Raw genomic sequence first — 12,776 nt, 5'->3', positions numbered from 1 at the left:
GTGGCGGCGCGGGTTCAGCTGCGCTGGGGCAGCGGGCTCAGCGTGGAGTCGGCGGCGTGGCCGCTGGCGCGGCCCCACAGCTGGTCGTAGCGCCAACCGGTCAGGTCCTCGACGATGCGGCGGTTCTCGTCGCTCTCGGCCTCGGTGGCGCCGTTGCGCAGACGCTCGACTTCGTGCACCAGCACCGCATGCGTGCTGGCGTTGAGGCGGAACTTCCACGACGCCAGCGCGCCCAGCAGCAGCATCAGCAGCGGGCCGCCCACCATCAGCAGCGTCACGGTCTGGATGGCCTCGGGCGTCTGCACGACCACCTCGCCGGGCTTGGTCTTGATGTAGCCGCCCAAGTCGATGATCCAGCCGCTGGCCATGATGGCGGCGCTCTGCGCGAGCTTGCGCACCAGGGTCATCACGCCAGCGAAGATGCCCTCGCGGCGCTGGCCGGTGACGGCTTCGTCCACGTCGGGCAGGTAGTTGTAGACCGACCAGGGCACGAAGTTCAGCGTGCCGCGGCCCAGGCCTGCCAGCACGATGGGCACGAACAGCCAGAACACCAGGCTCGGCGAGAAGTGCTCGCCTGCCGGGTTCAGTGCGCCGAACAGGTTGGTGCCCAGCGCGCCGAAGCTCGCGGCGAAGCCCTCGGGGCGCACCAGGTAGAAGGTCAGGTACAGCATCAGCGCGGCACCGAACAGCGACGCTGCCAGCCGGTAGGCCAGCACGGGGCCAGTGCGGATGACGATCTGGATGGCCACCATCACCGAGATCAGCTGGGCGACATACATGACCGTCATCAGCTGCGAGATGACCAGCGTGGCGCCCATCAGTACGGTGGCCACGAAGAAGGCGAACGCGCTGTTGAAGATGTCCTGCGACAGGTAGCCGCCCAGGTAGATGGACAGGTGCTGGCGGAAGGCGCGGATCTTCAGCGTGGAGAACAGGTCGCGGAACATCTTGACGGGGATGTTCAGCGCGGCCTTGAGGCTGACGCCGCCGTAGGTCTGCGACAGCACCGCGGTTTCGCGCGGGCCGTAGGGGCGCTCCCAGCTGGTCAGCACGACGATGGTGACGACCACCGAGAAGATGACGCCGAAGATGGCCGCCATCCAGAAGAAGGTGTCCGGCGAGTCCTTGCCGCCGAACTGGTTGATCAGCAGCGTGGGCAGGTAGGAGGCCAGGATGGCCGAGCTCTGCGCCACGATCATGCGGGCGCCGGCGAACTTGGCCTTCTCCTTGTAGTCCTTGGTCATCTCGGCTGCCAGCGTCTCCCAGGGGATGAGAAACATCGTGTACAGCAGCTCGAAGAAGATGAAGACGAGCAGGTAGTAGGTGAAGGTGTGGCCGGTGCGGAAGATCAGCGCGAAGCTGGGCAGCAGCGGGATGGTGATCAGCAGGAACAGCTTGCGCCGACCGATCTTTCGACCCACCCAGGTGTGGCGCAGGTTGTCCGACACATAGCCGATCAGCGGGCAGGTGATGGCTTCCAGCAGCCGCGGCAGGCCCAGGATCAGGCCCGCCTCCACGGCGCTGAGGCCGCAGAAGGTCGTGAAGAAATAGAACAGCCAGCCGGTGATGACGGCCTGCGCGCCGGCGCCGAGCATGTCGCCCGAGCCCCAGCCCCAGTAGTTGATCCAGGTGGGTTGCCGGGCGGCGGGGTGTAGGTTCTTTTGCATGGCGTCAACGGTGTGTAGGGCGGGTCGTGACCCGCCGTTTGGTGGCGGCCTGCCACCGTTTGGTGGCGGTCTGCCACCGGTGTTGGCGGGTCGCGACCCGCCCTACAGGGCTCAGATGAAGCGCACCAGCAACTCACCCATGGCCAGCAGCGCCATGGCCTGACCAAACGGCATGGAGGTCAGCGGAATGTCCTTGTATTCCTGCAGCGTGTTGAACACCGGCGTGCCGAAGCTCACCTGCGTCAGCTCGCCAGCGTCGTTGATGTGCTTGCGCACCGCCAGCGCCGCCTTCACGCCGAAGGCCTCGTAGTCCTTGGAGATGTAGCCCTTGCGAACCGCCTTCAGGATGCCGTAGGCAAAGCCGGCGGAAGCTGCGGCCTCGTCGTAGGAGGTCGGGTCGTCCAGCAGCGTGGGCCACAGGCCCGACGGCGACTGGAATTGCGCCAGCGCCTTGACCTGCGCCTCCAGCGTGGACACCAGGTGTTGGCGGAAGGCGTCGCCCTCCGGCAGGTTCAGCAGCTCGAGGAACTCGGGAATCACGATGGTGACCCACGAGTTGCCGCGCGCCCACAGCGCGTTGGCGAAGTTGTGGCGGCCGTCGAAGGTCCAGCCGTGGAACCACAGGCCCGTCTTGCGGTCAGACAGGTACTTGATGTGGACGAGGAACTGGCGCTTGGCTTCCTCGACGTAGTGGGGGCGGTTCAGCAGCAGGCCGAACTTGGCCAGCGGCAGCACCGACATCATCAGCGTGTCGTCCCACAGCTGCTGGTTGTTCACGCTGTTGTAGACGATGTGCTGGAAGCCGCCTTCCTCGGTGCGCGGCATGTCGTTGTAGACCCACTCGGCCCAACGGTCGATGTAGGGCAGGTAGCGGCGTTCGCCCGTGCGGTCGAACAGGTAGGCCAGCGTCAGGAAGGGCGCCACCGTGTTGATGTTGCGGCTGGGCATGCCTTCCTTGAAGCGTGCCTCGAACCAGCTGGTCATGATGTCCCAGGCCTTGGGGTCGCCCGTCAGTTCCCAGACCTTGTAGACGCCATACAGGCCCACGCCATGCGTCCACTCGAAGCCGTTCCAGCCCTTGGTGTCCAGCACGCGGCCATCATCCAGGCGCAGCAGGAACTTGCCGTCCTTGTCCTCGATGTTGATCAGGTTGTGGATCAGCCGGTCGATGGCGCCACGGATGTCGTCGCGGTCCGCGCCGAGGTGGGCCGTGTGGTGGGCCAGCAGCGGATGGATCTTGGAGGAGTCGACGGGCTTGAGGATCTGGTTGGACATGGGGTGTCTCTCGGGTACTGCTTGAGGGTCGGGGCGCAGCTCAGCGCTGCAGGGTACGCGGTTGCGGCACGGGTTCCAGCGGCACGCCGCCGCGTGACACGGCCAGCGGGACCAGCTTGACCGGCTCCAGCGCGTTGGCGGCGTCGCCATCGGTCGTGACGGCCAGCGTCAGCGTGTTGTCGCCGTTGGGATTGAGGATGCCGGGCGGCAGAACGAAGGTGCGCTGCGGGCCGATGTGAGCGATGAACTGGCCCAGATTCCAGCCGTTCACGAAGATCAGCGCGCGGTTCTCGCGTGTCGAGCGCGGCTTGGTCGTGTCACCAAAGGCCAGGCCCAGTTGCACGTCGTGACCGGCCGGCATGTCCAGCTTGAAGTTCGTGCGCAGCCAGTAGGTGCCCGGGGCCGGCGGTGCCGCACCCACGGCGGTGGCTGCCCAGTCCTTCTGCGGCTTGGCCGGGTCCACGGGCAGGTGCCAGCCCATGCGTTCGCCGTGCAGGCCGCCGTTGTTCATGGGGCCGCGCACGAGGTCGGCGATGTCCTCGCCGCCCTTGTTGCCCTGGATCTTCCAGGCGATGGGCGTGCCGAAACGCTGGCCGCCCTTGGGCGTGAGCGAGGCGGAGATCAGGCCACGGGCTTCCTTGTGCACGTCGTCGGCGAACAGGTCCCAGTTGTGCGAGTTGTTGCGCACGACGACGGCGATGACGTGCTCGCCGGGCGGCAGGTCTTTGAGCGTCGCGCGGAAGGTGTCGGTCGTCTCGGGGAAGGGGCGGCCGGTGTCGTGATCCTGCTGGCCGATGAACTTGCCGTTCACCCAGACCTGGATGACACCAGCGCCGCCGCCGCCGAAGAACAGTTCCAGTTGCAGCGCCTGGGCGTCGGCGGTCTTGAAGCGTCCACGGTACCAGACGTCACCATGGTGGAAGCCGTAGTCGCTCATGGCCAGCACCGGCTGACCCTTGTCGGTGGCGGTGTAGACGTTGGCGGCGGAGACGGGCGCGTCCGTCTTGCGCCAGGCGCTGTCGTCGAAGGCCGGGTCGGCTTCCAGCGAGTCGAAGCGGCGTGTCCACGTTGCCTGCATCAGGTCGGGCAGCGTGACGGCATCGGGGCCGGGCAGCGTGGCGCGGGCCACGAGGCTGCTGTCCTGCGCGCCGGCCGCGAGGGCCCGGCCGTTGAAGCTCAGCGCGTTGACGCCGTCCGGCACCCAGGCGCGCACGGCGCTGGTGGCGGTGGTGTCGCCGGTCAACTGCAGGGTCTTGCCGGTGACGGCCGCCGTGCGGATCAGGGCCGGGCTGCGCACCAGCACGCTGTGCTCGCCAGCTTTCAGACGCGAGAACTCCCAGCCGGTCTTCTCGTCGGCCAACAGCAGCAGCAGCGGTGCGCGGCCACCGCCGCTGATCAGCACCTCGATCAGGCCCTTGTGCGCGTAGTTCAGGCGCAGGTCGCCTGTCTTGGCATCCCAGCTCACTTGCGCGTTGCCGCGCAGGAACTTCACCGTCGGCTTGTTCGAGTAGCGCAGCACGGTCTCGCCGTCGTCGCCGTCGCGGCCGTACAGCAGCGCCACGTCGCGCAGGCCCTGCTGCAGGTGGGTCTGGATCTCGGACGTGGAATAGACCAGGTGCTGGCGTTCCAGCGCGTAGGACGCGAACAGCATCTTGGCGTCCTGGCCCGTCAGCGTGAGCTTGCCGGCCTGCGGGATGGCGTAGCTGCCGTCGCGCGTCTGCAGCTTGATACTGAAGGCCTCGGTGCCCGACAGGTGGTTGTGCTGGGCCAGCAGCACATGCGTGCCCAGTGCCTTGTTGATGTTGTGATACAGCCGGACCTTGGCATTGCCCGGGTCGATGGGCTCGGCCTTGTCCTGCGCGGCCAGCACCGGTGTGGCGGCCTGCACCATGCTGCCCATCTGGCGCAGCACATAGGCCTTGTCGCGCAGCGCGCGGCTCTCGTTGATGGGCGAGCCGTAGTCGTAGCTGGTGTAGACCACCGGCCCGGCAAGCCAGCCCCAGCTGGTGCCGCCGAAGGCCATGTAGAGGGAGTGGATGGTCAGCGAGTTGATCAGGCTGCTGCCGTAGAACACGCGCTGGTAGCCCGGGCCCTGGCGCTTGGCCGTGCACTCGTAGGTGCCGTTGCTGCCCCAGTAGTCGAACCAGCCCGCGCCGATCTCGGCGACAAAGCCCGGTGTGTTGGGCGAGGCCAGCGAGCCGACCTTCGGGAAGTTCTTGCCGTAGATGCCCCAGTCCGGCGCCGGGGCCGGCGTGCCGGGCTGGCCGAACACATCGCAGACGCCGCCGGGATAGCCGTCGAAGGCGTAGATGTCCGTCGGGCCGGGGTTGGCGAAGGGCGCGGTGGAGTTCTTGGGCGTCCAGTCCGGCAGGCGCGAGGCGGCGTTGTGGAACAGCGGCACGGTGATGCCGTCAGCGCGCGCCTTGTCCGCCAGGTGCTGCATGTGACGGATGTTCTTGGGGTTCACCGCGAACAGCTCGTTCTCCAGCTGGTAGGCGATGACGTTGCCGCCGCCGTTGGTGATCTGGTGGCGCGCGAGGATGGCGTTGATCTGCGTCATCCACTCGTCGGTGGCGGCCTGGTACTCGGCTGCATCGGTGCGGGCCTCGGCGCGCTGGCGCAACAGCCAGCCAGGGAAGCCGCCAGCCGTCAGCTCGGCGTTCACGTACGGGCCCATGCGGGCGATGACGTACATGCCTTCTTCCTTGGCGATCTCTAGTGCACGCTCGACGTTGCGGATGCCCGTGAAGTCGTAGTGGCCCGGCTTGGCCGAGTGATAGCCCCACGCGAAGTAGAAGGCCACAGCATTCAGGCCCGAGGCCTTCATCTTCTGCAGCACGTCGCGCCACAGGCTGGGCGAGGGCAGGCGGAAGGGATGGAACTCGCCGCCGAAGATCATCTCGCGCTTGCCGTCGATGATCAGCGAGTGGCGGTCCCAGGCCACCGTCTTGGGCTTGGCCTTGGGGGCCGTCGCGCGCTCCAGCTGCGCCGTGTCTTCCGAGATGACTGTGAAGTGCCGCACCGTGCCCGACACGCCGCCCAGCTCCTTCTTCGGCGTCCAGGTCTTGAAGCCGTCAAAGCTGTCGCTGTACCAGTAGCGCTTGGTCGTGTACTCGTCGAAGTAGATGCGCCAGCCGGGCTTGCCGTCCGCACCCTTGATGGGCACCAGCGCCGGGCCTTCCGTCCAGTTGCCCCAGCCGGCCCAGTCGCCGGTCTTCTCCAGCTTCCACGGCCCGTTCAGCGACGGCGCGGTGGCCAACTCGATGTGCTTGGTGGTCTCGTTCTTCGTGAAGGCCACGTAGCGGCCCTCATGCTGCACGACGAAGGTGTCGATGAAGTTGTTTTCCAGGCCGGCCATGGGCACCGGGTCGGAGAACTTGGTGAAGCCGGCGTCCAACGCCTTCATGGTGTAGGCCGTGAACGGGCCCTTGGTACCGCCCTTGGAGAGGCTCATCACCAGATGCAGGCTGCCGTCCGTGTCGCGGAACCATTCGGGCGCCCAGACGTTGGTGATGCCGGGCAGCTTGACCGTCACATCGCCGATGTGAGACCAGCTCTTCAGGTCGGCCGATTTGGCGATGCCGAAGGTCGAACCATCCCAGTTCGTGGTGTAGGCGATGTAGTACAGGCCGTCTGCGGCGCGGATGATGGACGGGTCGCGCAGCAGGTCCTTGGGCGGCTGGTAAACCTCGGATCCCAGCGATGTGAAGTTCACGCCGTCCACCGACGAGAACAGGCTGAGCTTGTTCTGCGACGTGGCCATGAAGGCTGACATCAGGAAGGTCTTCTCGCCCTTGACCACCGGCTTGAGCGGGAGCGCCGGCGTGCTGACCGCGGTGGGCGGTTGCTGTCCGGGCAGGTCCTGGGCCAGTGCGCTGGCGCACAGCAACAGGGCTGCGAGCGGGATGGACCGGAGGACGGAAGGCAGGGCAGCGTGCATGGCGGACCGGGAGTGCTGGGATCTTCGAGAAGTTTCACCCGGTTCCCCGGCGCCAAAAAATCAAGCGCATGCGAGAAAGCGGCCTCGACAGCGCCGTCATGGCGACAGGCGAAAATGGCGGCCTATGTTCAGTTTCTTCAAGAAGAAGTCGGCCCCGGCGCCCGTGCCCGACGAAGCTCCGGCGCTGCTGCCCGAGGGCTGGGCTACCAGGCCCGCGGCCGCACCTGCGCCCGCGCCAGAGGCGGTGCCAGTGGCCGTGGTGGTGGCGCCGCCAGCCCCGGTGCCAGCGCCCAGCCCGGCGCCCGTTCTGGTGTCGACGCCCAGCCCGGCACCCGTCCCGGTGCCGCAGCAGCCGCCCGCCGTGGTTCAGGCCGCCGCGCCTGTCGTGCCGCCGGTCGCCGCGCCGCTGCCCAGGCCAGCGCCAGCGCCAGCGCCGGTGCCGGTGCCAGTGCCAGTGCCAGTGCCAGTGCCAGTGCCAGCCCCCGTGGTCAGCGTCGCGCCGCCGCCGGCGCCCGTGGCCGCCCCGGCGCCGCCGCCGCGCGCCAGCTGGATGGAGCGCCTGCGTGCCGGCTTGCGCAAGACGGGTGGCAGCATCGCCAGCGTCTTCACCGGCACCAAGATTGACGAGCAGCTCTATGAGGAGCTGGAGGAAGCGCTGCTGCTGGCGGATGCGGGCGTCAAGGCCACGCAGTTCCTGCTGGATGACCTGAAGCGCCGCGTCAAGGACGCCAAGGCTACGGACCCGCAAGCCGTGCGCGCGCTCCTGGTCGATGCGCTGGCCGAGCTGCTCAAGCCGCTGGAGAAGGGGCTGGAAGTGGGGCGCTTCACGCCCACCGTGATGATGGTTGTGGGCGTCAACGGTGCCGGCAAGACCACCAGCATTGGCAAGCTGACCCGCCACCTGGCGGACTCCGACCAGAAGGTGCTGCTGGCAGCTGCCGACACCTTCCGCGCCGCCGCCCGCGAGCAGCTGGGCGTGTGGGCCGACCGCGCCCAGGTGGAGATCATCAGCCAGGAGGGGGGTGACCCGGCGGCCGTGTCCTTCGACGCCGTCAACGCCGGCCGCGCGCGCGGTGCTGACGTCGTCATCGCCGACACCGCCGGCCGCCTGCCCACGCAGATCCACCTGATGGAGGAGCTGAAGAAGATCAAGCGCGTCATCACCAAGGCCCAGGAGGGCGCGCCGCACGAGGTGCTGTTGGTAGTGGACGGCAACACCGGTCAGAACGCGCTGAACCAGGTCAAGGCCTTCGACGAGGCGCTGAGCCTGACGGGCCTCATCGTCACCAAGCTGGACGGCACGGCCAAGGGCGGCGTGCTCGCGGCCATCGCGCGCGAGCGGCCCGTGCCGGTTTACTTCATCGGCGTGGGCGAGAAGCTGGAAGACCTCGAAACCTTCAGCGCGCGCGAGTTCGCCAGGGCGCTGCTCGAGTAACGCTCACGGGCCGATTGCCGGGCAGCTCGCAGGCCGTCCCCGTCGGGGACGAGGGGCGTCAATGCGCGTGCGGCGTGTCGCTGTACTGGCCGCTGCCGGCCAGGCGTGGGAACAGCGTGCCGCGCAGGCGCTGCGCGTCGTGCTCTGCCTGCCATTCACGGTCCCACGACGCGACCGGCAGGCCGGTGGCCTCCAGCACGCGCAGCAGCCGCTCGCGCTTGCGGCGCGGGCGCAGCTGGTCATCGGGCAGCGGCATCAGCACGATGGCGCGCACCACGCCGTGCTCGTCGCACAGCGCGAAGTCCACCGTCAGCAGCCCGGTGCGCGACAGCCACTCGCGGTAGGAGTTCTGCTTGGGCACGCGCACCAGCTTGTGCAGCGGTACCTGGGCCAGCAGGAAACCCTTGGGATGCTCCAGTGCCAGCGCACGCGCGATGCATTTGTGGGCGTGCCGCTCGCCGCTGGCGAGCACGCGTGCCGGCGTGGGCGGCCAGCGCATGACGGTGTCGCTGGCGTCGACGGGCAGCGGTGCGCCGTCCTGGCCGGTCAGGCGGTTCAGTAGCGCACCGACGGCGCGGGGGAGGTGGAGGTTCAGCATGGGCTGCACGCTAGCGGCCGTGTCGGGTCTTGACCACGCCGCCATGTCCCTCGAACTTGGGGGCAAATGTGAGCGCTTGTGTCGCGCTCAGCGGCAACCCTTAAGGGATGACCGTCGGCCGGCCCCCTGACCGACGGCATGGGGCGCCGGACTGCCTATGCTGCGGGTTTTTCATCCGATCGAGGCTCGCATGTCCCGTTCTCTGACCCTGCTTCCGCTGACCCTGGCGCTGGCCGCCGCGCTGCCGACGGCCGCGCTCGCGGCCGATGCCCGCAAGGCCACCATCACCGTGGGCGACACGCCGCTGATCTCGCGCGCGGCCCTGTTTGGCAACCCGGTGAAGTCCGGTGCCCAGCTCAGCCCCGACGGCCAGTGGCTGTCGTGGATGGCACCCGTCAACGGCGTGATGAACGTTTGGGTGGCGCCTGCCGCCAAGCCCGAGGCGGCCAAGGCCGTCACCGACTCCAAGGACCGCCCCATCCCCGGCCACTTCTGGTCGGGTAACAGCGAGCAGTTGCTGTTCGTGAAGGACAACGCCGGCGACGAGAACTTCCGCCTCTACGGCGTGGACGTGAAGACCGGCGCGCAGCGCGACTACACGCCCTTCGACAAGGTGCGCGTGCGCATGATGGGCACGTCTCGCAAGCGTGTGGACGAGGTGCTGGTGGGTGTCAACAACCGCGACCCGCGCTGGCATGACGTGCACCTGCTGAACCTGAAGACCGGCGAGCTCAAGCTGGTCATGAAGGCCGATGGCTTCGCCGGCTTCCAGACCGATGAGGACCTGCAGGTGCGCATGGGCGCCCGCCCGAACGCAGCCGGCGGCATCGACTACTTCCAGGTCAAGGACGGTGCGGTGGCCGACAAGCCTTTCTTGAGCACCAACCTGGAAGACAACGCGACCAGCCCGCTGGGCTACACCGCCGACGGCAAGACCCTGTACTGGATGGACTCGCGCGACCGTGACACCACGGCCGTGTTCGCCGAGGACACCGCCACCGGTGCCCGCAAGCTCATCGCCCAGGACGCCCGTGCCGACCTTGGCGCCACGCTGCGCAACACCATCACCGGCGAGGTGCAGGCCTATGCGGTGGACTACCTGACCACCGAGTGGCACTTCATCGACAAGTCTCTGAAGGCCGACTTCGACTGGCTGCAGCAACAGCTGGGCAAGGGCGAGGTCTTCGTGGCCAGCCGCACCCGCGCGGACGACAAGTGGATCGTCGGCATCGACCCGGTGTCCAAGGTGTCCGCGACCTACCTGTACGACCGCAAGGCCAAGAAGCTGTCGCCGCTGTATGTGGCCCGGCCCGAGCTGCAGAACGCACCGCTGGTGCCCATGCATGCGGTGGAGATCAAGTCCCGTGACGGCCTGACGCTGCCCAGCTATCTGACGCTGCCGCAGGGTGCCGACAAGAACGGCGACGGCAAGGCCGAGCAGGCCGTGCCCCTGGTGCTGCTGGTGCACGGCGGCCCCTGGGCGCGCGACGGCTATGGCTACAACGGCACGCACCAGTGGCTGGCCAACCGCGGCTACGCCGTGCTGTCGGTGAACTTCCGGGCCTCCACGGGCTTCGGCAAGAAGTTCCTGAACGCCGGCAACAAGCAGTGGGGCCTGGCCATGCACAACGACCTGATCGACGCCGTCGACTGGGCCGTCAAGCAAGGCGTGACGAGCGCGGACAAGGTCGCCATCATGGGCGGCAGCTACGGCGGCTATGCGGCGCTGGCCGGCCTGACGTTCACGCCGACCACGTTCGCCTGCGCGGTGGACATCGTCGGCCCGTCCAACCTGGAGACGCTGCTGGGCACCATCCCGCCGTACTGGGAAGCCGGCAAGAAGCAGATGTACAGCCGCATGGGCGACCCGACGACCGACGAGGGCAAGGCCATCCTGCGTGCTGCGTCGCCGCTGTACAAGGCCGACCAGATCGTGCGCCCGCTGCTGATCGGCCAGGGCGCCAACGACCCGCGCGTGAAGCAGGCGGAGTCAGACCAGATCGTCCAGGCCATGCAGGCCAAGAACATCCCGGTCACCTATGTGCTGTACCCGGACGAGGGCCACGGCTTCGCCAAGCCCAACAACCGCATCGGCTTCAACGCGATTGCCGAGAGCTTCCTGGGCAACTGCCTGGGCGGCCGTGTCGAGCCGCTGGGCGAGACGGTGCGTCAGTCCACCGCGCAGATCGCGCACGGCGCCGACTTCCTGCCGGGCCTGAAGGCAGCGGCCGAGAAGAAGTAGGCCAGCCCCCCGGATGACAGAGGCCGCAAGGCCGATTCATCCAGCAGCAGCCGTGGAACCGGCTTTGCCGGGCCACTGGCTGCTGCCAAGGCCAGTGGCCTTGTCCTTCGCCAGGCACAAACAGTCCTCAGGACTGTTTGTGTCCGGGCTCAGCCCCCTTGAGGGGGAGGCGCGTCAGCGCCTCGGGGGTGGGCTCACATCCCGGGCAGGCCCTTCATGCCGCCCATCTTCTTCATCATCTTCATCAGGCCGCCGCCCTTCATCTTCTTCATCATCCCCTGCATCTGGTCGAACTGGTTCAGCAGGCGGTTGACATCCTGGATCTGCACGCCGGCGCCGGCGGCGATGCGGCGCTTGCGGCTGGCCTTGCTCTTGCCGTCCATCAGCAGCGTGGGCTGGGCGCGCTCCTTGGCGGTCATCGCGCGCAGGATGCCCTCCATGCGCCTCATGTCGCGCTCGGCGCGGTCCATGTCGGCCTGACCGGGCTGCTTGTTGCCCATCATGTTCTGCGGCAGCTTGTCCATCAGGCCGCCGAGGCCGCCCATCTTCTTCATCTGCGCGATCTGCTGCAGGAAGTCGTTCAGGTCGAAGCCGCTGCCGTCCTTGAGCTTCTGGGCAAAAGCCTGGGCCGAGGCCAGGTCCACGCTCTGCGTGACCTGCTCCACCAGCGCCACGATGTCACCCATGCCCAGCACGCGGCCGGCGTGGCGGTCGGCGTCGAAGACCTCCAGGCCGTCGATCTTCTCGGACACGCCGGCGAACTTGATCGGCGCGCCGGTGATCTGCCGCACGGAGAGTGCCGCGCCACCGCGCGAGTCGCCGTCCAGCTTGGTCAGGATGACGCCGGTCAGCGGCAGCGCGTCCTTGAAGGCCTTGGCGGTGTTGACCGCGTCCTGGCCCTGCATCGCGTCGACGACGAACAGCGTCTCGACCGGATTGACCGTCGCGTGCAGGTCCTTGATCTCGGCCATCAGCGCTTCGTCGATGGCCAGGCGGCCGGCCGTGTCGACCAGCAGCACGTCGAAGTAGTGGCGCCTGGCGTGGTCCAGCGCGGCCAGCGCGATGTCGCGCGGCTTCTGGTCGGGCGCGGACGGGAACCACTCGCCGCCGGCCTGCTTCGTCACCGTCTTGAGCTGCTCGATGGCGGCCGGGCGGTAGACGTCGGCCGAGACCGTCAGCACCTTCTTCTTGCGCTTCTCGATCAGGTGCTTGGTGAGCTTGGCGGTCGTCGTCGTCTTGCCAGCACCCTGCAGGCCAGCCATCAGGATGACGGCGGGCGGCTGGGTGGCAAGGTTGATGTCGGCCACGCCTTCGCCCATCGTCGCGGCGAGTTCCTTGTGGACGACGGACACCAGCACCTGGCCCGGGTTCAGCGAGCCGACGACCTCCTGGCCAAGCGCTTTCTCCTTCACGCGGGCGATGAAGTCGCGCACCACCGGCAGGGCCACGTCGGCCTCCAGCAGGGCCATGCGCACCTCGCGCAGCATGTCCTGCACATTGCTTTCGGTGATGCGGGCCTGGCCACGCATCGTCTTGACGAGGCGACTCAGGCGGTCGGTGAGGGTGGATGCCATGGTGTTGGAAGGGGGCCAGAGTCGGCAGAACGCGCGACAGCCCAA

Annotated in this window: 7 protein-coding genes; 2 read left to right on the top strand and 5 right to left on the bottom strand. The window is 67.8% G+C overall.

Features of this window, described 5'->3' with window-relative positions:
• Positions 1–14 precede the first annotated feature (14 nt).
• The 3 genes from ACG0Z3_RS19930 to ACG0Z3_RS19920 form a co-directional block, all read right to left on the bottom strand.
• A complete protein-coding gene (locus tag ACG0Z3_RS19930; protein WP_394400842.1) occupies positions 15–1,667 on the bottom strand; it encodes an MFS transporter in 1,653 nt (550 codons plus the stop codon).
• 111 nt (positions 1,668–1,778) lie between these two features.
• Positions 1,779–2,942, bottom strand: a complete 1,164-nt coding sequence (bglB, locus tag ACG0Z3_RS19925) for a beta-galactosidase BglB (protein WP_394400839.1) — start codon at positions 2,940–2,942, stop codon at positions 1,779–1,781.
• 40 nt (positions 2,943–2,982) lie between these two features.
• On the bottom strand, positions 2,983–6,882 hold the full coding sequence (locus ACG0Z3_RS19920) for a beta-galactosidase (RefSeq protein WP_394400836.1): 3,900 nt from the start codon (positions 6,880–6,882) through the stop codon (positions 2,983–2,985).
• A 124-nt stretch (positions 6,883–7,006) separates the two neighbouring features.
• Here ACG0Z3_RS19920 and ftsY point away from each other — a divergent pair, with 124 nt between their 5' ends.
• Entirely contained in the window at positions 7,007–8,317 is a 1,311-nt protein-coding gene (gene ftsY / locus ACG0Z3_RS19915) for a signal recognition particle-docking protein FtsY (RefSeq protein ID WP_394400833.1), read from the top strand.
• Positions 8,318–8,375: 58 nt separating this feature from the next.
• Here ftsY and ACG0Z3_RS19910 read toward each other — a convergent pair whose 3' ends face one another.
• On the bottom strand, positions 8,376–8,915 hold the full coding sequence (locus tag ACG0Z3_RS19910; protein ID WP_394400830.1) for a hypothetical protein: 540 nt from the start codon (positions 8,913–8,915) through the stop codon (positions 8,376–8,378).
• Positions 8,916–9,105: 190 nt separating this feature from the next.
• Here ACG0Z3_RS19910 and ACG0Z3_RS19905 point away from each other — a divergent pair, with 190 nt between their 5' ends.
• Entirely contained in the window at positions 9,106–11,157 is a 2,052-nt protein-coding gene (locus tag ACG0Z3_RS19905) for a S9 family peptidase (protein ID WP_394400828.1), read from the top strand.
• A 194-nt stretch (positions 11,158–11,351) separates the two neighbouring features.
• Here ACG0Z3_RS19905 and ffh read toward each other — a convergent pair whose 3' ends face one another.
• Positions 11,352–12,731, bottom strand: a complete 1,380-nt coding sequence (gene ffh / locus ACG0Z3_RS19900) for a signal recognition particle protein (protein WP_394400825.1) — start codon at positions 12,729–12,731, stop codon at positions 11,352–11,354.
• Between the last annotated feature and the right edge of the window lie 45 nt (positions 12,732–12,776).

This window comes from Pelomonas margarita (genome assembly GCF_043555875.1).
Lineage (GTDB): Bacteria > Pseudomonadota > Gammaproteobacteria > Burkholderiales > Burkholderiaceae_C > Pelomonas > Pelomonas margarita.
The sequence above is the reverse complement of the archived record's forward strand: the minus strand, read 5'-3'. Positions and strand labels throughout refer to the sequence as shown.

What these genes read in the sequence shown, in the direction of transcription:
- ACG0Z3_RS19910 (WP_394400830.1), bottom strand. Translation starts at nt 8,915, where the DNA reads ATGCTGAACCTCCACCTCCCCCGCGCCGTCGGTGCGCTACTGAACCGC.
- ACG0Z3_RS19930 (WP_394400842.1), bottom strand. Translation starts at nt 1,667, where the DNA reads ATGCAAAAGAACCTACACCCCGCCGCCCGGCAACCCACCTGGATCAAC.
- ACG0Z3_RS19905 (WP_394400828.1), top strand. Translation starts at nt 9,106, where the DNA reads ATGTCCCGTTCTCTGACCCTGCTTCCGCTGACCCTGGCGCTGGCCGCC.
- ffh (WP_394400825.1), bottom strand. Translation starts at nt 12,731, where the DNA reads ATGGCATCCACCCTCACCGACCGCCTGAGTCGCCTCGTCAAGACGATG.
- ftsY (WP_394400833.1), top strand. Translation starts at nt 7,007, where the DNA reads ATGTTCAGTTTCTTCAAGAAGAAGTCGGCCCCGGCGCCCGTGCCCGAC.
- bglB (WP_394400839.1), bottom strand. Translation starts at nt 2,942, where the DNA reads ATGTCCAACCAGATCCTCAAGCCCGTCGACTCCTCCAAGATCCATCCG.
- ACG0Z3_RS19920 (WP_394400836.1), bottom strand. Translation starts at nt 6,882, where the DNA reads ATGCACGCTGCCCTGCCTTCCGTCCTCCGGTCCATCCCGCTCGCAGCC.